This is a genomic window from Larkinella harenae (assembly GCF_054780515.1).
The window spans coordinates 272123-295535 of the sequence record NZ_BAAGWE010000002.1 but is presented as its reverse complement, the minus strand read 5'-3'; the positions used below and the strand labels follow the sequence as shown (position 1 = coordinate 295535).

17 protein-coding genes are annotated in these 23413 nt (G+C 51.6%); 14 read left to right on the top strand and 3 right to left on the bottom strand.

The window, feature by feature from the left end; genetic code table 11:
- Nucleotides 1–36 precede the first annotated feature (36 nt).
- Nucleotides 37–453, top strand: coding sequence for a hypothetical protein (locus tag ACYVH9_RS12590; RefSeq protein WP_460636706.1), 417 nt, complete (start codon nt 37–39; stop codon nt 451–453).
- Nucleotides 454–649: 196 nt separating this feature from the next.
- Nucleotides 650–2059 (top strand): hypothetical protein, encoded by a 1410-nt coding sequence (locus ACYVH9_RS12585; RefSeq protein ID WP_460636705.1) that lies wholly within the window; start codon nt 650–652, stop codon nt 2057–2059.
- 79 nt (nt 2060–2138) lie between these two features.
- Here the strand turns inward: ACYVH9_RS12585 and mdh are convergent, their stop codons facing one another.
- The gene (gene mdh / locus ACYVH9_RS12580; protein WP_460636704.1) at nt 2139–3074 is read right to left on the bottom strand and encodes a malate dehydrogenase; all 936 of its coding nucleotides are present in this window, start codon (nt 3072–3074) and stop codon (nt 2139–2141) included.
- 243 nt (nt 3075–3317) lie between these two features.
- Between mdh and ACYVH9_RS12575 the strand changes: the two genes are divergently transcribed.
- From ACYVH9_RS12575 to ACYVH9_RS12545, 7 genes are all read left to right on the top strand, one after another.
- Nucleotides 3318–3752 (top strand): YkvA family protein, encoded by a 435-nt coding sequence (locus ACYVH9_RS12575; protein WP_460636703.1) that lies wholly within the window; start codon nt 3318–3320, stop codon nt 3750–3752.
- Nucleotides 3753–3836: 84 nt separating this feature from the next.
- Nucleotides 3837–4046 carry a Sec-independent protein translocase subunit TatA/TatB gene (locus tag ACYVH9_RS12570; protein WP_114408458.1) on the top strand — a complete coding sequence of 70 codons (210 nt, stop codon included), beginning with the start codon at nt 3837–3839 and terminating at the stop codon, nt 4044–4046.
- A gap of 152 nt (nt 4047–4198) precedes the next feature.
- Nucleotides 4199–5644, top strand: coding sequence for an Asp-tRNA(Asn)/Glu-tRNA(Gln) amidotransferase subunit GatA (gene gatA / locus ACYVH9_RS12565; RefSeq protein ID WP_460636702.1), 1446 nt, complete (start codon nt 4199–4201; stop codon nt 5642–5644).
- 231 nt (nt 5645–5875) lie between these two features.
- On the top strand, nt 5876–7456 hold the full coding sequence (locus tag ACYVH9_RS12560; RefSeq protein WP_460636701.1) for a lytic transglycosylase domain-containing protein: 1581 nt from the start codon (nt 5876–5878) through the stop codon (nt 7454–7456).
- Between the two features lie 190 nt (nt 7457–7646).
- Nucleotides 7647–8240, top strand: a complete 594-nt coding sequence (gene ruvA, locus ACYVH9_RS12555) for a Holliday junction branch migration protein RuvA (RefSeq protein ID WP_460636700.1) — start codon at nt 7647–7649, stop codon at nt 8238–8240.
- Between the two features lie 208 nt (nt 8241–8448).
- On the top strand, nt 8449–15906 hold the full coding sequence (gene sov / locus ACYVH9_RS12550; protein ID WP_460637586.1) for a T9SS outer membrane translocon Sov/SprA: 7458 nt from the start codon (nt 8449–8451) through the stop codon (nt 15904–15906).
- A 217-nt stretch (nt 15907–16123) separates the two neighbouring features.
- Nucleotides 16124–17158 carry a BamA/TamA family outer membrane protein gene (locus ACYVH9_RS12545; protein ID WP_460636699.1) on the top strand — a complete coding sequence of 345 codons (1035 nt, stop codon included), beginning with the start codon at nt 16124–16126 and terminating at the stop codon, nt 17156–17158.
- Here the strand turns inward: ACYVH9_RS12545 and ACYVH9_RS12540 are convergent.
- Together ACYVH9_RS12540 and ACYVH9_RS12535 are read right to left on the bottom strand one after the other, a co-directional pair.
- Complete coding sequence (locus tag ACYVH9_RS12540) at nt 17155–17496, bottom strand: DUF2752 domain-containing protein (RefSeq protein ID WP_460636698.1); 342 nt, start codon at nt 17494–17496, stop codon at nt 17155–17157. The two genes, ACYVH9_RS12545 and ACYVH9_RS12540, sit on opposite strands and share 4 nt — an antisense overlap.
- Before the next feature lie 28 nt (nt 17497–17524).
- Nucleotides 17525–18079, bottom strand: a complete 555-nt coding sequence (locus ACYVH9_RS12535) for a CD225/dispanin family protein (RefSeq protein WP_460636697.1) — start codon at nt 18077–18079, stop codon at nt 17525–17527.
- Between the two features lie 188 nt (nt 18080–18267).
- Here ACYVH9_RS12535 and ACYVH9_RS12530 point away from each other — a divergent pair, with 188 nt between their 5' ends.
- From ACYVH9_RS12530 to ACYVH9_RS12510, 5 genes are all read left to right on the top strand, one after another.
- Nucleotides 18268–20400 carry an outer membrane protein assembly factor BamB family protein gene (locus tag ACYVH9_RS12530; RefSeq protein WP_460636696.1) on the top strand — a complete coding sequence of 711 codons (2133 nt, stop codon included), beginning with the start codon at nt 18268–18270 and terminating at the stop codon, nt 20398–20400.
- Between the two features lie 72 nt (nt 20401–20472).
- Nucleotides 20473–20850, top strand: coding sequence for a glycine cleavage system protein GcvH (gene gcvH / locus ACYVH9_RS12525; RefSeq protein ID WP_460636695.1), 378 nt, complete (start codon nt 20473–20475; stop codon nt 20848–20850).
- Between the two features lie 96 nt (nt 20851–20946).
- On the top strand, nt 20947–22236 hold the full coding sequence (locus tag ACYVH9_RS12520) for a dihydroorotase (protein WP_460636694.1): 1290 nt from the start codon (nt 20947–20949) through the stop codon (nt 22234–22236).
- A gap of 6 nt (nt 22237–22242) precedes the next feature.
- The gene (locus ACYVH9_RS12515) at nt 22243–22830 is read left to right on the top strand and encodes a DUF4199 domain-containing protein (RefSeq protein ID WP_460636693.1); all 588 of its coding nucleotides are present in this window, start codon (nt 22243–22245) and stop codon (nt 22828–22830) included.
- Between the two features lie 20 nt (nt 22831–22850).
- Complete coding sequence (locus tag ACYVH9_RS12510; RefSeq protein WP_460636692.1) at nt 22851–23375, top strand: DUF4199 domain-containing protein; 525 nt, start codon at nt 22851–22853, stop codon at nt 23373–23375.
- The last annotated feature ends 38 nt before the right edge of the window (nt 23376–23413 follow it).

Genomic DNA, 23413 nt, shown 5'->3' with positions numbered 1-23413 from the left:
AAAGAGAATGCGAGTTTGGGTAGTTGTTGACGATCTATGAGTTCTGACTTTATGCGAATTATCTTTTTCTTGGTTGCACTGGGCGTTTTTTTGGTTTTTTATTTGAGCTGGATACCAAGCCCCTTCATGCGGTTTGTGTGGTTCCTGCCTGATTGGCTAGCGCGATGGGCCGATGATGGACAAAATAGTGATTTAAGAACAGCGGTTCCTTTCGTTTTTTTGGGATTTTTGATCGGTATCTGGCTATATCGGTCGCAGCATTCGTGGGTCTGGTGGCTGCTGGCTCTGCTGGGGCTGACACTTGTGGTAATTACGGCGGAAGTGGGCCAATTGACGATGCCGCATCGGTATTTTAAATGGGAAGATATAGGCTGGGGAAGCTTAGGGTCGGTTTTGGGGCTAGTAGGGCCTTTTTTACTGATGCACGTTAACCGGCACGTAAAAAGCCGCTAAACGCAAAACGTTTTTATGGTCAGCAGTAGAGGTTGAGCCCATCTGGCTGACGCTGATAAAACCGATCAGTCTATTCGTAGATCGATCGGTTTTTACTATTTCGGGGAAAGAGACACGAAGTGCCCAAAGAACTGGGTAAATAGTTGACCTTTTTTCCTCTTAATGATAAGCTATCTTGCCAGTTTAATGATCCACCATGAGAAAAATACTAGCTATTGTTTGTTTAATAAGCAGTCATATCGTTTTTGCTCAGCAATCGGCTGACTCGCTGGCGTTTATTCCACCTTCGCCCCAACCCGCTCCGGAAAAAAATGAGTTGAAATACAACCTCAATGCATCGGGGTCCCATTTTTTCAAGGTGACTTTCCTGAATCAAACGTGGTTACGGTTGAATCAGAGCAATCCCGGAACCACCGTGGTGGGTAATCCGAAAGATCAGACTTTTGACATCGGTTTACGCCGAACCCGGATACAGCTATTTGGACAGATTACGGATCATGTACTGGTGTATTTCCAGTTTGGAATGAACAACTTTAACTTCCAAAACGGTTTCCCCGCTTTTAATACCACCGGAACGCCCTCAAATCGTAAAATACAGGCGTTTTTTCACGATGCCGTGGCCGAATACCGGGTATGGAAGAAGAATGATTACCTGAAAATCGGTGGTGGCCTGACCATCGTGAACGGTTTGTCGCGGTTTAGTCAGCCTGGGATTAGTTCGATTGTGTCGATGGATGTACCGGTTTTTGCCCAGGCCACAGTCGATCAGACGGATGAATTTTCGCGCAAACTGAGTCTGTACGCCCGCGGTCAGATTGGGCCAGTCGACTACCGGTTTGCCATCAGCGACCCATTTCCGGTTCAGACGAGCGGAGCGGTTCCTCCGGCGTTGGGACCAAACGCTAACTTTGCGCTGAAAGGTCACCACAAGCAGTTTCAGGGGATGCTGTTGTACCAGTTTTTCGATAAGGAGTCGCACCAGACACCCGGTTACATGACCGGCACCTACCTGGGGAAAAAGAAAATCGTTAATCTCGAAGCCGGGTTTATTTCGCAGAAAAATGCCGTTTGGCATACGGGCGACACGGCGGTCGATACGGTGTATCAAAACCTGAATTTGTGGTCCGTTGCGGCCTTCCTGGATATGCCGATAAATCAAACCAGCGGCTCGGCAATCAATGCCTACCTGGGCTATTTTAACCTCGATTACGGCAAAAATTACCTGCGCTACAACGGGATCATGAATCCGGCCACCGGAACGACGCGGCCAGTTGGGGGCTTGGGCGGCACGCAGGGGAACGCCTTTCCGATGTTCGGAACCGGCAGCGTAATTTATTCGCAGGTGGGGTACTTGTTTCGACAGGATTTGCTGGGTAGCCAGGGCACGCTGATGCCCTATGCACAGGCACAGATTAACAACTTTGACCGGGTAAACGGCAGTATGGGCATTTACAATGTGGGCCTGAACTGGTTAATCAAAGGCCACATGTCCAAACTGACGCTTGATTACCAAAACCGCCCCTATTTCCAGGCCGCCCCGTCCGGTCAGCTGGATGCGCAAGGCCGTCGGGGACAACTGGTTTTGCAATATCAGGTGTTTATTTAAGCCGAAAGAGGAGAGACAAGAGAAAGAAGATGGGCAATGGCGCGTCTGCTTCTCTTGTCTCTCCTCTTTCGGCTCATTCTTACAATTCCAGCGTTTTCAGAACGTCGTTCATGTTCCGAACGGCATCGGCTGATTTGTTGAAAGCGGCTTTTTCGTCGTCGTTCAGTTCAAAATCAACGATGCCTTCCCAGCCATTCCGACCGATGACGACCGGTACGCCGAGACAAATATCCGACTGACCGTACTCGCCTTCCAGGTAAACGCAACAGGGAAATACGCGTTTCTGATCGCGTACAATGCTTTCCACCAGAATGGCTCCAGCGGCTCCCGGTGCGTACCAGGCCGAAGTGCCAATCAGTTTGGTCAGCGTGGCACCACCCACCATCGTGTCGGCGGCAACTTTTTGCAGGGTTTCGGCATCCAGAAACTGACTGACCGGCACGCCCGAATACGTGGCCAGACGTGTCAACGGAATCATGGTTGTATCGCCGTGGCCGCCGATAACGGTTCCCTGCAAGTCGTTGGGGGAGCAATTGAGCGCCAGCGACAGGTAGGTTTTGAAACGGGCCGAGTCCAGAATGCCGCCCATACCGATAATGCGGTTTTTAGGCAGTCCCGATGATTTCAGGGCCAGGTAAGTCATCGTATCCATCGGATTGGAAATGATAACGAAAATGGCGTTTGGTGAATACTTGAGGATGTTTTGGGTCACGCCTTTTACAATGTTGGCGTTGGTTCCGATCAGTTCCTCGCGGGTCATGCCAGGCTTACGGGGCAGACCCGATGTGATCACGACAACATCCGAATGAGCCGTTAATTCGTAGTTATTGGAAGAACCGGTAATTTTTACGTCGCAGTCCAATAAAGTAGACGCCTGAAGCATGTCCAGACCTTTGCCTTCACTCAGTCCCTCTTTGATATCCAGGAGAACAACCTCCTCGGCTAGCTCACGTCGGGCGATGTTATCGGCACAGGTCGCGCCAACGGCTCCAGCACCTACTACGGTAATTTTCATAGAGTTAATGGTTTTAAGTTTTCGTTTTCCAGGGACTCCCTGATGGGATTACCGGTGGTTCAATCGAACACAATCAGAACGCTGTCACTAAAATCGTTGCAGCGGTTTTGACGGGTACAAAAATAGAAGAGGCAATGAAGACTCATACTTAAAATAGGCTTTTTTTTAAGAGTGCAGACTTTTCGGCGAAAAAAAGTGTTATAGGTGTGTCTCCGTATCCAGGGATGTTATAACTATTCAACTATGGCAAACCGTCGATTAGTAACGGCAGTTTTAAGTTCAATTTTTTTTCGTCGCTCGACTCAGAAAGCATCGCGTTACGCCCGGAGTGGTAAAAGCCTGCTGGAGTTGCTGCATCGGGTGGCCAATAAAAGCAGTGCGCTGGGCATTGGGGCCAGTTATGCGGTCGCCAAAGACCATATCAATGTGCTGGTACGAATGATTCGGGCGTATGCCAAGGGCGAGTACCGTTCGATTTCCGGTAAAACCTTACTGCGGACGGTGGCCGTACTGGTTTACTTTGTTTCACCGCTCGACTTTATTCCGGATGTGTTGCCTATCCTGGGGTTGACGGATGATATTGCGTTACTCCTGTGGCTGATCAGCTCGATTTCGGACGACATTGACCGGTTTAAAGAGTGGGAGCGTACGCACTCGTCGGCGATTAAAATTGGGTAAAATCGTTTTTGCAGTGCGCAATAAATTCGTAATATTCGTTACATTTGTATAGAGTTTCTGCATACACTCATAATTTATACTATCATGGCATTACTCACAATTTATGCATTCCTGGGCTCACTTGGTGGAACCGAACTTCTTCTGATTGGTCTGGTTATCCTGTTGTTCTTCGGTGCAAAACGGATTCCTGACTTGATGAAAGGACTTGGTAAAGGCATTAAAGAATTCAAAGACGCAACCAAAGACGTGCGCGAAAACATCGAAGAAGGACTTCGCGATACGAACGTCAAATAAGTAATAATAGAGTTTCAAAGGGGTGAACAATAGATCGTTGTCACAACCTTCTCATCTATTATTCGCTCATTGGCTCATTCGACATTGATGGACAACAGCTCGGCCTGCACGGTCGTTCTGTTGTCTCTTTTTTTCTACCAGCCGTACCTGATATGCCCCTAAAATCGTACGATTCCCTTTCCGAAATTCAGCATGATCTAGCCAATGGATCAGTCACTTGCCGCCAACTGGTCGAACACTATCTGCAACGAATTGACGAACAACAGCATCTCAATGCCTTTGTAGCGGTCTATGCGGACGAAGCTCGCCAGCGAGCCGACGAGGTAGATGCCAAACTGAAAGCCGGAACTGCTGGCCGGCTGGCCGGAATGGTGATCGGAATTAAAGACGTACTTTGTTACAACGGGCATGGTGTTCAGGCTGGCAGCCAGATTCTGGACGGTTTTGTGGCCCAGTTCACGGCAACGGCCGTACAACGGGTGATCGACGAGGATGTCATCATCATCGGTCGGCAAAACTGCGACGAATTTGCGATGGGTTCGTCCAACGAAAACTCGGCATTTGGTCCGGTCCGGAACGCGACGGACACCAGCCGGGTGCCGGGTGGTTCGTCGGGTGGCTCAGCCGTGGCAGTTCAGGCGGGTTTATGCCTGGCTTCGCTCGGGTCCGATACGGGCGGTTCGGTTCGGCAACCCTCGGCCTTTTGCGGCACCGTCGGGCTGAAGCCCACCTATGCGCGGGTGTCGCGTTGGGGATTGATCGCGTATGCTTCCTCGTTTGACTGCATTGGCCCCATTACCCATACCGTTGACGATGCGGCTTTGTTGCTGGAAATTATGGCCGGTCCCGACGACTTTGATAGTACCGTCAGTCAGCAACCAATTCCATCATACAGCCGGGAACTGACCTTAAATCGTTCGCTCCGCATTGGCTATCTGCGCGAAGGCGTGGAAAGCGAAGGCGTTGATCCGGTGATCCGGCAGAAAACCCGGGAAGCGCTGGAGCGTTTACGCGAGCAGGGACATACGGTCGAACCGGTGGATTTTCCCCTGCTAAAACACATCCTGCCAACCTATTACATTCTCACCACGGCCGAAGCCAGTTCCAACCTTTCGCGGTTTGATGGCGTTCGGTACGGTTTTCGCAGTCCTGAATCAAAGGACTTGGAGTCACTCTACAAAAAATCCCGGACGAACGGTTTTGGCAACGAGGTTCGTCGCCGGATCATCCTGGGTACGTTTGCGCTCAGCTCCAGTTATTACGATGCCTATTATACCAAAGCACAGCAGGTTCGTCGTTTAATAAAAGACGAAACCGATGCGCTTTTTGCCCGGTATGATCTGGTGGTTTCGCCCGTGACTCCAACAACGGCTTTCCGAATCGGTGAAAAGACCAGCGATCCGCTGCAAATGTACCTAGCCGATATTTTTACGGTTCAGGCCAATGTGGTGGGTTGTCCGGCAATTTCAATTCCGAATGGAACGGACGAAAATGGGTTGCCCATCGGATTTCAGTTGATGGCAGCTCCGTTCCGGGAAGTAGATTTGTTGGCTGCGGCTCAATCACTGATGCAGCGACAAGACGTAGAAATCGGCTGAGGGGGTCAGACTTCGGTTTTATCCAACCCTTCCCGAAAAGAAGGCACGATAATTGAAAGTCGTCCAGTGAATTACTTTTATTGAGAGCCCGGAGTAACTGGGCTATTGAATAGATTTGTCGGCTTATTTTACGTAAAAGTTTGACGTCAACTTATTTTCGTCCTACTTTAGCCACCACACCGCTCGTTTCCTCTGAATTTTTTTGACTAAAATGTAACCAAAAACCTGCTCATGTCGAACCTGAAGAAGTCCCTTCACGGCCTCCGATTGGCTTGTACAATCCTCTTTTTTGTAAACATTGGTTCCCGCAGCTGGGCCGCCTATTTTCAGACTGATACCATTGGCGTCGGGACGGAGGCTGTTCAGGAAGTGGCCGTTGAGGTGCTTGATGTACCGGAAATTTCATCACTTCCCGAAGTCGTTTTGCGCGACCGGCTGGCGAAACTGGAACAAACCATTCCGCTGAATTACAACAAAACCGTTCACGGTTTTATCGATTACTTCACCTTTCGCAAGCCGAGCTATACCAAAAAGGTGCTGGAGCGGGTCCCGATGTTTTTTCCGCTGTATGAACGATTGCTGGCCCAGCATGAAATTCCAGATGAGCTAAAATACCTGTCGATTGTTGAGTCGTCACTGGATCCGAAAGCCGTATCGCGCGTTGGAGCGGGGGGGTTGTGGCAATTCATGCCCTATACGGGTGAAGAATACAAACTGTATCAGGATGAATATATTGACGAACGGATGGATCCGGTCAAATCAACGGAAGCAGCCTGCCGCTATCTGAAACGGCTGTACAACGTTTTTGGTGATTGGCACCTGGCGCTTGCCGCATACAACAGTGGCCCAGGAACCGTGAAACGCGCTATGCGCCGGTCTGGAGGAGATTCGTTCTGGACAATTTATAATTACCTGCCGAAAGAAACCCGGGCGTACGTGCCGCAGTTCATCGCGCTGACTTACATGATGAATTACGCCAATGACCACGGTATTTATGCCGAAAGCCCCGAATATCCGATTCCCTGCGATACGATCCACGTGAACGGCTATCTGTCGATTGAACGGTTTTGTCAATACAGTGGGGTCCCGCTGGCTGACCTTCAGAAAATGAATCCGTCGATCATGACCGGTGCTTTATCCGACCAGACGCGCGGTTTTGTGCTGCGGGTTCCGAAAGCCCATATCGATTATTTTGCTGCCAATCGTCGTTCCATCCTGGATTCTGCCGGTCGGACACCCTCACTGTCGACCAATATGCTTTTGGCATCCACGGAAAGCGTCGATTATTTGGCTGATACCGGCAAGAAACGCGATCATTTTCCGATCTCCAACGCCAACGAAGAGCAAGCCGAATCGCGGCCTGTGGTGGCCGCTGCTTCCTTGGATTCGGGCGACGAAGATGCCGAAGAAGTGGTTCGCCGAAAGCCCAAGAAAATTGTATACGTTGTCAAGCGCGGGGAGGCACTGTCGAGCATCGCCGACAAACACAAAGTCGATGTTTACGACCTGAAAAAATGGAACCACCTGCGTTCGACCCGGATTCAGAAAGGGCAGAAACTAATTATTCTGCGGGAACCCGCTTTGCCAACCACCTCGGCTCGCCTGGCCCATACCGGTAAGACACAACCCACTAAATCGGAGAAGCATCAACCCATCAAGACCTATAAACCCAAATACCATCGGGTGCAGGCTGGTGATACGCTCTGGAATATTTCGCAACGCTACGGCGATATAACCGTCGAGCAGTTGAAGAAAATGAACAACATCAAGGGGAACTCACTCAAGCTCGGCCAACGTCTGATTGTGGGCTAGCCTGACTCCTGTTCAAAATCGACCCGCATTCTGACTACGGAATGCGGGTCGATTGTTTGTTTCCTGGATTATTTATAAAAAATAGGTTGTTTTTTGGGGGAAATTGGCCGCTGCTACAGCGGGATAAATTAACCTAAATTCGTATATTTGTCTGTTTAAGACCGGCTTATCACGGGCTGCAAAGCGCTATATGATTGCTTATATTACCGGAAAGGTTACGCATAAAGACCCGACGCTCGTTATTCTGGAAGCCAACGGGGTAGGCTACGAAATTCATATCTCCCTATACACGTCAACTGGTTTGCCGAAGCTTGGTGAACCGTTCAAACTATTTACTTATCAACACATCCGGGAAGATGCCCAGACGCTTTACGGTTTTGCGGATCTGGACGAAAAAAACCTTTTTCTGGATCTGATCGGTGTTTCGGGTATCGGCCCCAACACGGCATTAACCATGCTGTCAACCTTGACGCCCGTGGAACTCCGTCAGGCTATTTTGATGGAAAACATTCGGGCTATTCAGGGGATCAAAGGCATTGGCAGTAAAACCGCTCAACGCGTTATTCTGGAGTTGCGTGATAAAATGAAAAAAGCTGGGATTCTGGCTCAGGCAGATACCCCCAATTACCGGATGTCTGCTAATCCCATCCGCGATGAAGCCCTGGCGGCTCTGGTTACGCTGGGAATTCCCAAACCGGTTGCCGAAAAAAGCCTCGATACTATTCTGAAACGAGAAGGCGAAGATCTCAGTGTTGAGCAGCTTATTCGTCTGGCTCTGAAGTAGTTGTGGTTTGATGGCTAAGAGTTGAGAAGCCACTCAATCTATTATTTTTAACTCATAACCCACAACTCTTAATTCACAACTAAAATATTGGCAAGGTTTTCGCCGTTTGCTTGCTAGAGATAACTCTTTTTTACGAAAACTACCTATTCCACCGAATCAAATATACGTGCCTCTCTTGGAATGTGTTGAGTACCACCGCCCGGCCCGGATGGGGTTGGGAAATGGCCGACTTGAGCCCTGGTGGATTGTGTTGTGTGCGTTGCTTGTAGGATCGGTCTGGCCGACTTCGGCGGTGGCTCAAACACCCGCGCGTCGGAGGGTTGTGTCACAGGCGGATTCCATCGCGCGTGCACGGCAGGATAGCATTCGGGCTACTCGCGCAGCCGAACGTCGGCCCATCATCCGCTGGCGGGATCGGTATGTGAGCCCGTTTTCGGGTACGCTTCCCAAATCTCCCTTTTTGTTGCGTGATCCACGGGCCGTTTCAACGGACGTGCAACTCGATAGTGTAGGACAGATTTCCATTCAGGAGCGCATTGGTGCCCAGCGGGAAGCTCCCCGCCCAGCCGCCGGCACAAGCAACGTACCTGCGGCAACAACCAGTCCGGTTGCCCCCCCGGTTAGTACGCCATCGCCAGCCCGGCCGACCACCGGTTTGCCGTATCGGCCCGCCGAAACCATGTCATTTCAGGACTTTAATCGGGTTCAGAACCAACGAGTTCAACGGGGGTTATGGCGAGAATACAGCGCTCAAAGCGATGGAAAAAGTGCCATGAGTGGACGGGGACTGTTGCCAAAGCTCGAACTTCCTCCGGTATTCGATCGATTGTTCGGCGGTAATCTGGTGGATTTCAAGCCGAACGGTTTTGTGATGCTGGATTTTGGGTACTTGTACCAGTTCATCGACAATCCTGTCATTCCGGTTTTGCAGCGTAAAAACGGCAATTTTATTTTTAATGAGCAGATTAATATCAACTTTAACGGGAAGATTGGGGAACGGCTGGGCGTAACGGCCAACTACGATACCAAATCCAGTTTCAATTTCGAGAATGTCCTGAAACTGAACTACCGTCCACCGATTCCAACACTGCCCAATGCCAATAACCTGACGAATGGATTACCTGGCCTGCCCACCACCGGCGGTTTGCCCAACGGCTTGCCGAATATGGGAACGATGGTTCCTTCTACGGTTCCGCAGTTTCAGGCGCAGGACCCCAGCATTATTCAGGGACTGGAAGCTGGAAATATAAGCTGGCCGCTGAGCAGCCAGCTTATTCCGGGTGTACAAAATTTATTTGGAGTTAAAACCCAGCTTCGCTTCGGCAAATTATACGCTACGCTGGTGGCCTCGCAGCAACGCTCGAAGCAGGATGAAATTACAATTAAAGGTGGCTCGTTGCAGCGTCCGTACGAAATCCGGGTCGATACCTACGATGAAAACCGCCACTTCTTTTTGTCGAGCTTTTTCCGGGATAACTACGAACGTTCTTTGAATCGGTTGCCCCAGATTATGTCGGGGGTAACCATTACGCGTTTAGAGGTATACGTAACCAACCGCACCAACACCACGACCACTCTTCGGAACATTGCCGGTTTTGCGGATTTGGCTGAACCGCAACCGTATAACCGCACGAATCCGAATTTACAACCCATTAATCCGAATCCGGCCAACCCGGCGGACAATGCGACTGGTAACGGTTTGTACGAGAAATTAAGGAGCACGCCGGGCATCCGGCAGGTTGATCAGACGAGTTCGGTGCTGGACGGAACCTTCAATTTCGCGAAAGGAGTTGATTACGAACTGTTGCGGGGGGCCAAGCGCCTGACAGAAACAGAGTTCAAATTTCAGCCCGAACTGGGTTACATCTCGCTGGTGACGCCCCTGCGCAACGACGAAGTCCTGGCGGTTTCCTATGAGTATACGTACCAGGGGCGGAAGTTCCAGGTTGGGGAGCTCACCGAAAATTACCAGAACCGGCAGGATAATGAAGTGATCATCCTGAAACTGTTGAAGTCATCAACGATCCGCAACAACACCCAGTTGCCGATGTGGAACTTGATGATGAAAAACATCTACTCGCTGAATACCACCCAGATCAACAAGCAAAACTTTCAGCTACGGGTTATCTACAAAGATGACCTCACTGGGATCGACAACCCGAACCTTCAGGAAGGCGCTATCAAGGATGTACCCCTCGTCCAGGTGTTCAACATGGACCAGGTGAACGCTCAGCTGGACCCGCAGCGCGATGGTAACTTCGACTTTGTGGAGGGAATTACGGTCGACAGCCGGTACGGACGCGTCATATTTCCGGTGCTGGAACCGTTTGGGTCGTACCTGGCTAAAAAATTGGGAACCGGTCCGGACGCGGATGCGTTGCGGGCCAAATACGTTTACAATGAACTGTACCGCAACACGCTGGTTGATGCGCAGCAGGTAGCGGGTAAAAATAAGTTTTTCCTGAAAGGAAGTTATCAGTCGTCCACCGCCGGGGAAGTGGCCCTGCCGTACGGTGTCGACGAAAAATCGGTGCAGGTGACGGCGGGGGGCGTGCCACTAACGCCGGGTGTTGATTTCGTGGTTGAATCGCAGATTGGCCGCGTACGCTTCCTGAACGAAAGCCTGATGAATTCCGGACAGGAGATAAAGGTGCGGTTTGAGCGTCCTGACCTGTTTCAGAATCAGATCCGGCGGCTGATCGGTACACGGCTCGATTACAAACTGAGCCCGGATATCAACATCGGGATGACCGCCATGAACATGAAGGAAACGCCTGCCGGTTTCCTGACGCGCGTCGCCATCGGTAATGAACCGGTCAACAATACCATTGTCGGTTTTGACGCTAACATCCGGAAAGATTCACGTTTATTGACCCGACTGCTGGACGGTTTGCCGCTGATTCAAACCAAGGAGTTGTCGAATATTTCGTTTCAGGGTGAGGTAGCCCAATTGTTTCCGGACGTGGCACCTCGTGTAAACGACAATGCGTTCATTGATGACTTCGAAGCCGCCCGGACCCTGTATGACTTGACCCGCCAACCGACCCGTTGGCGGCTGGGTTCAACGCCAACTACGCCAGAACGGGCTTTTCCGCAAGGCACACTTTCCGAACCGTTGGCGTATGCCTACAACCGCGCCCGTATCTCGGTGTATACGGTCGATAACACCTTTGATGCCGCAACGTCGGTAGGCGGGAGCCAGATTCCGGCCAGCAACCTGACAACGGCTGATCTGGATAACCATTACGCGCAGTTTTTCAAAGCATTCGAATTGTTTCCGGGGCGCTCGCAACGACTGGTCAATTTGCCGGAGAACATTCTGGATATTGCTTATTTTCCGAAAGAACGCGGCATGTACAATTTCAACACCAACCTGGATGCCGACGGACGCCTGGCGGGTGATCCAAAAAAGAATTTCGGTTCGGTCATGCGGGCGATTTCGTCGGATGCCGATTTCGACAACGCAAACATCGAGAATATTGAATTCTGGATGATGGACCCGTTTCTGGGGATTACCGACACCACCAACGCCGTCATCCACGACGGTTTTGAAAACAAGGCCAACCGGACCGGTGGAAAGTTGTATTTCAATCTGGGCGATGTTTCGGAGGATGTGATCAAAGATGGTCGGTACGGTTTTGAAAATGGGCTGGCGATTCCAAACAGCCCAATACCTGATTCAACAGCCTGGGGACGAGTGACGCGTTCGCAGTTTGTTACACAGGCGTTCGACAATGTGACGCGGGCACAGCAGGATGTGGGTCTGGACGGGTTGAGCAATCGCGACGAAAACACGTATTTCAAAAGCTACATCGATCAGGTGTCCCCCCGCCTGAATGCCACCGCCCGGGAAAGGCTGCTGAGCGACCCCGCCAACGACGACTTCCTATTCTATTATGGCCAGCGTGCTGATTCGGTGAAGCACATTATCAGTCGGTATAAGCAATACATGGGGATGGAAAATAACTCGCCCGAATTGCAGGACCGCAATCAGTTGGTAACACCCGCGTCGACCACCCTGCCTGACATCGAAGACCTGAATACTGACAACACGATCAACGATAACGAAGCGTATTACGAATACGAGGTCGATTTGAAACCCGGACAATTGGCCGTGGGTCGAGGGTATGTCGTCGATAAAGTCGATGTCCGGAAAGGGAACCGGACCGTAACCTGGTATTTGTTCCGGATTCCGGTGCGGGAAAATGCAAAACGGGTGGGCGGCATCAACGGCTTCAAGTCGATGCGGTTCATTCGGATGTACCTGACCGAGTTTGAAGAACCGGTGGTGTTGCGGATGGCGCAGTTGCAGATGACCTCCAACCAATACCGTAAATACACCGGCGATCTGTCGGCACGGGGCTTGCAGGAAGTGCCTGAACCGTACGATGCCCAGTTTAAAGTGGCAACGGTGAACGTGGAAGAAAACAGCGCATCGGGTGCGAACAAATACGTTTACCGGGTTCCGCCGGGCTTTCAGCGCGACCGCGATTTTACACAGATCAACACGGTTGAATTGAATGAACAGTCGATGAGCTTGAGCGTAACGAACCTGCGTGATGGTGACTCACGGGCGGCTTTCAAAAATACGAACCTCGATCTGTTGTTCCGGAAGCGGCTGAAAATGTTCATCCACATGCACAACGAGCAGTACGAGAGTGGGCAGGTGTCAGCTTTTGTGCGTTTGGGAACGGATTTTACGGACAACTACTACGAAATCGAGATTCCCAAACTCGTAGCCACGAAAGAAGGCCCGGTGTTGGCTGATGAAGTTTGGCCGGTTGCTAACGAACTGGATATAGAACTGGATGAGCTGATTGGGCTGAAGGCGGAGAAAAACCGTCAGTATACGCGGCTCTCGGCCCAGCCATTTACGATGGACAGTCGTGACGGACGGTATAAACTCACCGTGGTGGGAAATCCGGATTTAAGCGCGGTGCAGGTTCTGATGATCGGGATGCGAAATCCCAAATCCCCGGATGAACAGCCCAAGAGCTTCACAGTTTGGGTAAACGAACTGCGTTCCAACGGTTTCGACCAAACCGCCGGGCGCGCGGCTGTGGGTGTGCTCAATGCCAAGCTGGCGGACGTGGCGACCGTGACGGCGTCGGGCAAAATCACCACCTTCGGTTTTGGGGGGGTGCAACAACGAATTGCGGAGCGATCCCGCGAAACGTCAACAGAATACGGTATTCAATCGCAGATTGCCGTGGACAAACTGTTGCCCGAAAAATGGGGTTTGCGCATTCCCCTTTACGTCAATTATGATCAGCGCCTGATACAGCCGCATTTTAATCCGCTCGATCCGGATACGCCACTCGAAACCACGCTGACGACCCTGAGTGAAAATGAGCGGGAGCGGTACCGGCGGTTGGTGGAAGACCGGTCTATCCGGCGTGGTTTCAACCTGTCGAATTTCCGAAAGGTGAAAACCAATCCGAACGCTAAAAATCATTTTTACGATTTTGAGAATTTCTCGTTTACGTACGCTTTCAACGAAGCAACCCGCACCAACATCCTGACCGAACAGTTTGTGCAGCGGCAAACCCGGGGGGGCGCTGCGTACGTCTATAGCGCACAACCCAAACCGTTTGAGCCGTTTAAGCAATTCCAGTCGTTGGAGCGGCCCTACCTGCGCTGGCTGCGCGATTTTAACCTGACGCTTCTGCCCACGCAGGTAGCTGTTCGGGGCGAAGTTGACCGGAGTTTTATCAAAACCCAGCTCCGAAATTCGGAATTCACAAGCGATGGCATGATTCCGCAGTTTGAAAAATATTTCTGGTTCAACCGGTATTACGACATTCAATGGAACCTGACACGGAACCTGATTCTGACGTACAGCGCCCGCTCTAATGCCATCATCGACGAACCGGCGGGCGACCTGAACACGCAGGCCAAAGTTGACTCGGTCTGGGCCAACGCCCGACGGTTTGGCCGGACGAAAAACTACGATCAGAACATTCGGACAACGTACCGGTTGCCGCTCGATAAGTTGCCACTGCTCGACTGGATTGCCGCCGATCTGAATTACAACATCGGTTATCAGTTCCAGGCCAATTCGTTTGGTATTACTGATACACTGGGCACGCCGTTCGGAAACAACCTCCGTAATAACCGCGAATGGGGGCTTCAGGGCCGGGTCGATTTCATTCGGCTGTATAATAAAATCAAATCGTTACGGTTTGCCAATACCCCGTCTGTGCCCCGGAAGAACTTTACCCGTAACCCCGGCGATATCGAAGAAATTCAGCGGTCAGAGAGCCGGGTTTTGAAAAGTTTTGTCCGCACTCTGTTGACGGTTCGGGGCATCAACTTTAACTATACTGTTCAGGAAACGACCTTTCTACCCGGTTTTCTGCCAACTCCGCGTTTCTTTGGGATCTCGCGCGAGAACGCGCCGGGGCTGCCGTTTGTGCTGGGAAGTCAGGACCGGAGCATTCACGTTAAAGCGGCAGAGCGCGGTTGGCTATCGCGAAGTATCATTCAAACCCAGCCGTTTACGCAAACGCTGGCCAAGAAGTTTGACGCCCGTACCACCCTGGAACCGTTTAAGGATTTCCGGATTACGGTCGAGGCCCGTCTGACGCGGCAGGATAGTTACCAGGAGTTTTACCGGCCTGACTCAACCGGGCTCTTCAAGAGCTTCAGTCCGTTGCGAAACGGGCAGTTTAGCATGTCGTTTCTGTCGTTCAAAACGGCTTTTTCGAAAACAACACGCAATAACTCATCGCCCATATTTGACAAATTTGCGGAATACCGCAAGATCATTCTAAGCCGGCTGATGAGGCTCAACTCGGGGGTTGGTACTGGAGGAGAATACAACCTGACTTCCCAGGATGTACTGATTCCCGCCTTCTTTGCAGCGTATAGTGGAAAAGACCCCAATACGGTTAAGATCAACCCATTCCTGCGGTTTCCGTTGCCCAACTGGCGGGTTGATTACAATGGGTTGTCGCAGCTCAAACTGTTCCGTAAACTCTTCAGCGCTTTTACCCTGACGCACAGTTACAACTCAACCTACAGCGTAGGAAACTTTACGTCATCGCTGGATTATGAAGCCGCTTATGTTAACCTGGCCGTGATGGGCTATAACCTGGGGCCGCGCTACAATACAGATAATCAGTTCGTGCCAATTTTTGTCATGAGTACCATCACCATGACAGAACGGTTTGCGCCGTTGCTGGGCGTTACTTTCCGGACCCAGAGCAAAATCAGCGGAGGGCTGGAATATAACCAGGATCGTAGTGTGGCGCTGAATTTATCCAATGCGCAGGTGGCTGAGTTGAGCAACAAAGACATCACGTTCCGGTTTGGTTTTACCAAAAGCAATTTCCGGGTTCCGTTCAAAATCAACGGAGCTTACAAACGGTTGAAAAATGATCTAACCTTTAGCTGCAACCTGACCTTTCGGGATACCCGCACCGTTCAGCGGAAATTTGACGACTCGAACACGGTACAGACCAACGAGAACGGCGTGGGCGAGCAAATCATTACGGCGGGTAATGTCAATTTTCAGCTGCGGCCACAAGTCAATTACGTGGTTAGCCGCCGGTTAAACGTGCAGGTCTATTTCGACCGTACGTTCAACGATCCGCTGGTGTCGAACTCTTTCCGCCGGGCCACTACCGCTGGTGGGGTGCAGGTACGCTTTAATCTGGCGGAGTAGACAGCAGAACAGCACAATCAATATTTTCTGATCTGTAATCATTCTGGCCGCTTTTCCGGTTATAGATCAAATACCGTTCAGCTTCTTCGGGACGCTGCGGTAAACAATAGCGAACATGAGGATTTGCCAGAAGGGTATTGCTTTTTTAGTTATTTGCGGTCTGTTTAGTTCCCCTGTTTGGGCGCAGAAAAAAGTAATTCGCTACGTACAAAGGGTTTTGAATGATACCTCTTCGGCGGCAACGTCCAAATTGCTGGTTTTTCCAACGGCTGGTTTTGCGCCGGAAACCAGCGTGGAGGTAGGTTTGCGGGTATTTTCCCTTTTTTACGCCAAAAAAGACACGGTTGTCAACCGGCTTAGCGAGATTGTTTTGTACACCTTCGTGACGTTTCGGGGCCAATTCGGAGCCCTGCTCGAAAACGCAGCTTATACGAACAAAAACCGTTATTTTTTTCTGGGACGAGCCCGTTATCAGCAATTCCCACTCCTGTATTACGGCATTGGTCCGACTACGCCCTCCACAAACCCGGCGTTGGTCAACTCTAGCTACGTCCAGATCCGCCAGCGTATCCTCCGGCAAGTCAAAAACAACTGGTACGCAGGTGTCGAAGCCGATTTTCAAAGTATTCAGCGGGTGCGATTCGAAACCGAGAATTCGCCCCACCTGGAATTGCCGGTTGGCGCAAAAGGCTCGACAACCGTAGGGCTGGGTGCTGCCCTGGTTTACGATGACCGCAAAAACGTGCTGAACGTCCGGAAAGGGCATTTCCTGGAAACCGGCGTTTTGTGGTACCAACCCGGTTTTGGCAGCGATTTTACGTACCGCAGCCTGGTACTGGACGGGCGACTGTACCGCCCACTGGGCCAGCCAAACAGGGTGCTGGCGATGCAGGTGGCCGGTACCTTCATGACCGGTGAGGTTCCTTTCAACAACCTTGGATTGATCGGGGGCGAATCGCTCATGCGGGGCTATTACCTGGGCCGTTACCGCGACAAAAATGTACTGGCCGGACAGGCGGAATTACGCTGGTTGCCGTTTGGATTTAGCCGACGCTGGGGCGGAACGCTGTTTGCCGGGCTGGGTACGGTAGCGCCAACCGTCGGGTCTCTTCAACTGAACCAGGTACGTTGGGCGGCTGGTGGCGGCATCCGGTTTCTGTTTTTTCAGAAGAAAGATATTTTCCTGCGGGCCGATCTGGGCGTTACGCGCGAAGGAACCGGTTTTTACGTTTCGCTGGGTGAAGCGTTTTAATGGATGTTGCGTCCAATCCAGTACAGAATAACAATTCCGAACACGATCAGACTGGCAGTTTTGCCGTAAAACCAGTGCTTTACTGGCTGATGCTTTCTTCCAAACGGGTTGTATTCTAGCCACAAACCCAGCAAAACATACGGGATCGACAAGACCAGCAATGGGTTGTAAGCATACGCTTTCCGAATGTGGCCATGGAGCAATTGATGCAAACACCGTTGCGAACCGCAGCCCGGGCATTCCAGGCCGGTCAGGAGCCGAAAGGGACAGGGCGGGAAGAACGAAACCCGGGCCGGATCGAACCAACTGTAAACGGCAACCATCCCAATGAACGCCATCGGGATAGCTGCGCGCGTAAATCGGCTTTTAGTAATACGATGATCGACTGATTCCACTGACGACGCCGGCGAAAATGAGCAACATGTACAGCACCCAGAAACCAAGGGCGACAAAAAGACCAATCTTAGTCCACTTGCCCGCTTCATTGGAGGCCCGTTGGGCCCCCGCAAAGTCGCCGTTGGCATAACGGGAATCAACATTGGCTGCGTTGATAATACCGGCAATACCAAAAGGCAGACAGCAAAAAAGCGTTACCAGAATTGATTCAACCAGCCAGTTTTTGGGTCGGAGCGGGGCGTTTCCGTACGGCTGTTGATGGCCGTACTGCGACTGATACGGTTGTTGCGCTGACGGGTAGCCGGGCTGTTGTTGAGGGATGTTTGGCGGATAGGGATCGCTAAACTGAGCGGGTTGGGGGCCGGAAAGCCAGTCGTTGATTTCAGGGACGGTACTTGCGGAGACCCAGTCGGGCAGTCCTTGCGTCCAGACTTTGGTGTCGGGTTTAATGGGTTTGGATCGTAATTCTTCCAGGCTAAATGGACCGAGCTGCTGGTTGCCTTCCAGGTAGTAATACTGCTTCATGCAAAAAGCGATAAGGGTTGGTTTGGAATAATAAGACGGTTGATGGACCGGATTAAAAGGCAATCTTTCTGATCGAAAGATAGAAAAAGAAGGGCATTCATTTAGCAATGCCCTTCTTTTTTATTGGAGACGACAGACAGTAACTACAACGATAATAAGCCTTTAGCAAGCGTAGACAGAATTGCTATATGAGGCTCAAACTCCGAAACAACGTGGCTGGAATGGCCGCCGGTCTGATTGCCGTGGTATGGACGGCGGCTTTTGTGGCGGCTCCGGGTCCCGAGTTGCCCGATACGGGTTGGACGGAATACAATGGAAACGGAGAACGAAGCCATTTTTCGCCCTTAAATCAAATTACGGCCCAAAATGTTGGTCAGTTGACCAAGGTTTGGGAGTATGCTTCGGGGGGAGCCGATTCGGTGGCCAATCGGACGCAGATTCAATGCAATCCCATCATTGTCGACGGCACATTGTACGGCGTATCGGCGGGTTCTCAGGTGTTTGCGCTCGATGCCGCTACGGGTCGGGAGCGCTGGACAACCGCGTTAACTGACGAAACCTTTAAAATGACCAGCCGAGGAGTGACGTACTGGGCTGACGGAACCCATAAACGAATTTTCTTTGCGTACGGGCATTGGCTATACGCATTGGACGCTACGACGGGAAAACCCGTCAAAACGTTTGGGCAGTCGGGAAAAATTAGTCTGCGCGATGGGCTGGAACGGGACGGAGCCGATGATTACGTGGTGGCCAACACCCCGGGCGTGATTTTTGAAAACCGGATTATTGTGGGCGTCCGGGTGTCGGAAGGTCCAACGGCCCTGAAAGGCAATATCCGCGCCTACGACGTTCGGACGGGGCAGTTGCTTTGGGCTTTCCGGACCATTCCGGAACCGGGCGAGTTCGGGTACGATACCTGGCCGAAAGACGGGTATCGAAACGTGGGCGGGGCCAACAACTGGATGGGCATGGCCATCGACCGCAACCGCGGAATTGTGTATGCGCCCACCGGCTCGGCGGCTTTTGACTTTTACGGCGGAAACCGGCCGGGATCCAATCTGTTTGCCAATTGCCTGCTGGCGCTCAACGCCCGGACGGGTAAACGAATCTGGCATTACCAGTGTGTGCATCACGATATCTGGGACCGGGATTTGCCCGCTCCACCAAATCTGCTGACGGTAGTGCATCAGGGCCGCAAAATCGATGCGGTGGCGCAGGTAACCAAGCAGGGCCACGTTTTTGTGTTCGACCGGGTGACGGGAAAACCGTTGTTCCCAATTGAGGAAAAACCGTTTCCGGCGTCGGACATTCCGGGTGAGCAGGCGCACCCGACTCAGCCAATACCGCTGAAGCCCGCTCCGTTTACTCGCCAGACTTTTACCGAAAAGGATCTGAACGAAACTGTGGCCGATCGGGAAGAGGTGCTGCGGGAACTGCGGAACAGCCGGACGGGAACGCCCTATTATCCGGTTGGGCGGCAGCGGACCATTTTCTTCCCCGGTACCGACGGCGGAGCGCAGTGGGGTGGGGCCGCTACTGATCCGGACGGGGTACTGTACGTTCCGGCCAAGGAAATTCCCGTGTATTCTTCGTTAACCGATGCGCCCAAACCGACGGCGGTAAGCAGTGCGGAAAAATTGTATGAAACCCACTGCGGAGCCTGTCACGGGGCCGACCGTCGGGGCGATCACAGTGGTGCATATCCGTCGTTGTTGTCGATTACCGGCCGCATGAAACCCGACGCTATTCACGAACTATTGAAAAAAGGGCGGGGTATGATGCCGGCCTTTTCGCATTTGTCAGTCGCCGAGCGAACGGCCATCGTGGATTTTATTTCCGGAAAAAATACCGCTCAGCAAACGGTTTCGACCACAGTTTTCCCGAACTGGTTGCCCTATACCCATACGGGATACAACCGGTGGTATGATCGCAACGGCTACCCGGTGAGTCGGCCGCCCTGGGGAACGCTGACGGCCATCGACCTGAACACGGGCGAACACCGCTGGCAGGTTCCGCTGGGGGAATTTCCGGCCCTGACCAGGCAAGGCGTTCCGCCGACGGGAACGGACAATTACGGCGGCCCCGTCGTTACGGCCAGCGGCTTGATTTTTATTGCCGCCACACCCGACCAGAAATTTCGGGTACTGGATCGCCGGACGGGCAAACAACTCTGGGAAACAACGTTGCCTGCGGCTGGCTACGCAACGCCCGCCATGTATTCGGTGGGGGGGAAGCAGTATGTGGTGATTGCCTGCGGGGGCGGAAAACTGAAAACCCGTTCGGGAGATCGGTACGTAGCCTTTGCCCTGCCCCAACGCTAAACAAAGGCCGGGAGGAAGGTTTGTAAAACCATTTAACCTGTGTAAATTGCAGCGTTAAACGAACCGTTACGTATGAATTTTCCCGCAGAACTGAACTATACGCAGGATCACGAGTGGATTCGCATCGAGGGAGATACTGCCGTTGTTGGCATTACCGATTTTGCCCAGAGTGAATTAGGAGACATCGTATTTGTGGATATCACCAGCGTTGGCCAGACGTTGGCGAAAGGCGAAATTTTTGGATCAATCGAAGCTGTAAAAACGGTTTCAGACCTGTTTTTACCCGTTGAAGGCGAAGTACTTGAAATCAATCCGGAAGTTGAAAAATCGCCCGAACTGGTCAATGACGATCCCTACGGTCGGGGCTGGATTATCCGATTGAAATTAACGGGCGATAGCAACGCCGACTTATTATCGGCCGACGCCTATAAAGAGTTGGTCGGGGCCTAATTGCCGATTTAATCAGGAAGCTCCATCCGGGGCTTTTTTTTTGCATTTCCGACCGCCGACCACGGCTTGCTGCTGGCTGGCGGAGATATTATACCCATGAAACTACTCATTCGTGCCGCCCGAATTGTAGACGCGCAGTCGCCCTTCAACGGATTGATTCGCGACGTATTCATTGAAAATGGTTTGATTCGTCAGATTGGCGAGTCGCTGACTGTCGAGAAAGACGAATCGGAAGCTTCGTTGCAAGTCATCGAAGAGGAGGGCTTATGTATTTCGCCGGGTTGGGTCGATATGCGCGTATCGGCCAAAGATCCCGGTTATGAACACAAAGAAGATCTGACCACGGTTTGCCGGGCCGCCAGCCTGGGCGGTTTTACGGACATTGCCGTATTGCCAAATACCAAACCGACGCTTGATTCGAAAGATACGCTCGGTTATGTGCGGCAGGCCACGCAGGGCCAGCCAGTCAATGTCTATCCGATTGCGGCTATCACCAAAGGCACGGAAGGGAAGGATTTTACGGACATGATCGACCTGCATCATGCCGGAGCCGTGGCTTTTTCCGATGGCGAAAAACCGCTGACCAACCCTGATTTGCTGCTAAAAACGTTGCAGTACCTGCAACCCTTCAACGGGTTGCTGATGAATAGGCCCGAAGAGGAGAATTTGACGCATTTTGGTCAGATGAATGAAGGGCTTTCCAGCACCCTGTTGGGGTTGAAAGGAATGCCGGCCATGGCCGAGGAGATGATCATCGAGCGCGATCTGCGGTTGCTGGAATACGCTTCGCCCAGCTCAGCAAGCCCGGTTTTGCATTTTTCTACAATCTCGACGGCACGGAGTGTTGACTTGATTCGGCAGGCAAAGCAACGGGGTTTGCCGGTGAGTTGTGATGTGGCCGCCCACCAGCTGGCTTTCGATGATACGGCGCTGATGGGTTTTGATACCAATCTGAAAGTAAATCCACCGTTTCGGCTGTTGGCCGACCTGAAAGCACTGAAAGACGGCCTGGCTGATGGAACCATTGACGCTATCGTGTCAGATCATAATCCGCAGGACGACGAAAGCAAAAACATTGAGTTTGATCACGCCGACTTCGGCATCATTGGGTTGGAGACCGCTTTTGCCGTGGCCCGGACGCACCATGCCGATTTACCGCTGGAACAGCTGATGGACAAATTTACGCACAACCCGCGCCAGATTCTACGCTTACCGGCCTTGTGCATTGACGAAAATCAACCCGCTACGCTGACGGTTTTTGACCCCGATGTGGAGTGGACGTACGAAAAAACGGTTTCCCGCTCAAAGAATTCGCCGTTTTTTGGAAAAACCCTTCGCGGGAAAGCGGTATGTACTGTTAACAAAGGCTTTTTTAGCCGTTCATAAAACCTGGTGAAGAAAGTTATTTCATTTTTTAATCACCCGCTGTTGAAGCTCCCGGTTTTTTTCGGAATGCTGGCGGGTCTGCTGTGTTTTGCGTATTTTCTGAGCTTGTATGCCCTCGGTATTATGCCGTTGGGCAACCATAAAGTGTTGGATTTCGGGTTCCAGATTATTATGATGGTGGCGGCTGTCTGGTATTACCGAAAGAATATCGGCCACGGTTTTTTGCATTTGTGGGAGGCATTGACCATCTGTTACGTGGTTAATACCGTAGGGGCGCTGCTGACGGCCTGGCTGATTTATCTGTTTCTGAATTACGTCGATCCGTCGGTTTTTACGCAGTATCTCGACGAGATGCGGCAGTTGATTGTCTCCACTAAAGGTCGTCTCATTGAATCGCTGGGGCAGGCTGAATACGTAAGGGTGTTGAAAAATGTAGACCAGATTACGCCCGAAACGCTGGTTGGCGACGAAATTAGTAAGAAAACCGTACTGGCGGTGTTGCCGGTTCTGGTAATTTCGCTGCTTTTCAGAAAGCAGGATTACAGCCTGTACAATTCAGCCCCGGAAAAGCCAACCCGTTCAAAACCTTCATAATCATAAACGTGTAATCGCTCATGGAAGAAAAACCCTCTACTGCTCGCCTGGCTCTGAAATGGGGCTTGATATCCGGTGTGATTTTTATGATCTATACCACCGCGATCAACGTTACCGGCCAATTTACCAATACGGTTTTACCCTGGTTGAGTCTGGGTATTTCCATTGTCATTATTGTAATGGCGATGCGCGAATACCGGACGCTGAATGGCGGGTTTATGAGTTACGGCGAAGGCGTCGGGCTTGGATCTTTGTTATCGGTTGTGGGCGCCCTGGTGTCGGTTACGTATAATTTTATCTACATGACGTTTATCGATCCAACCATCCGGCAGCAGACCCTGGACAAGGTGCGGGAACAACTGGAAGATCGCGGCATGTCGGATGAGCAGATTGAGCAGGCCCTCGAAATGAGTGAAAAGTTTCAAAGCCCTGGCTTGCAGTTTGTATTTGGTATTCTGGCTGCGGGTTTTTTTGGGTTGATTATTTCGCTGATTGTGGCTGCATTTATTCGCCGGAATAAGCCTTTCTCTGATTTTCAGAATTGATATTTAGAGCGGGCAGCGGAGAGAATTGAGCCAAAAGA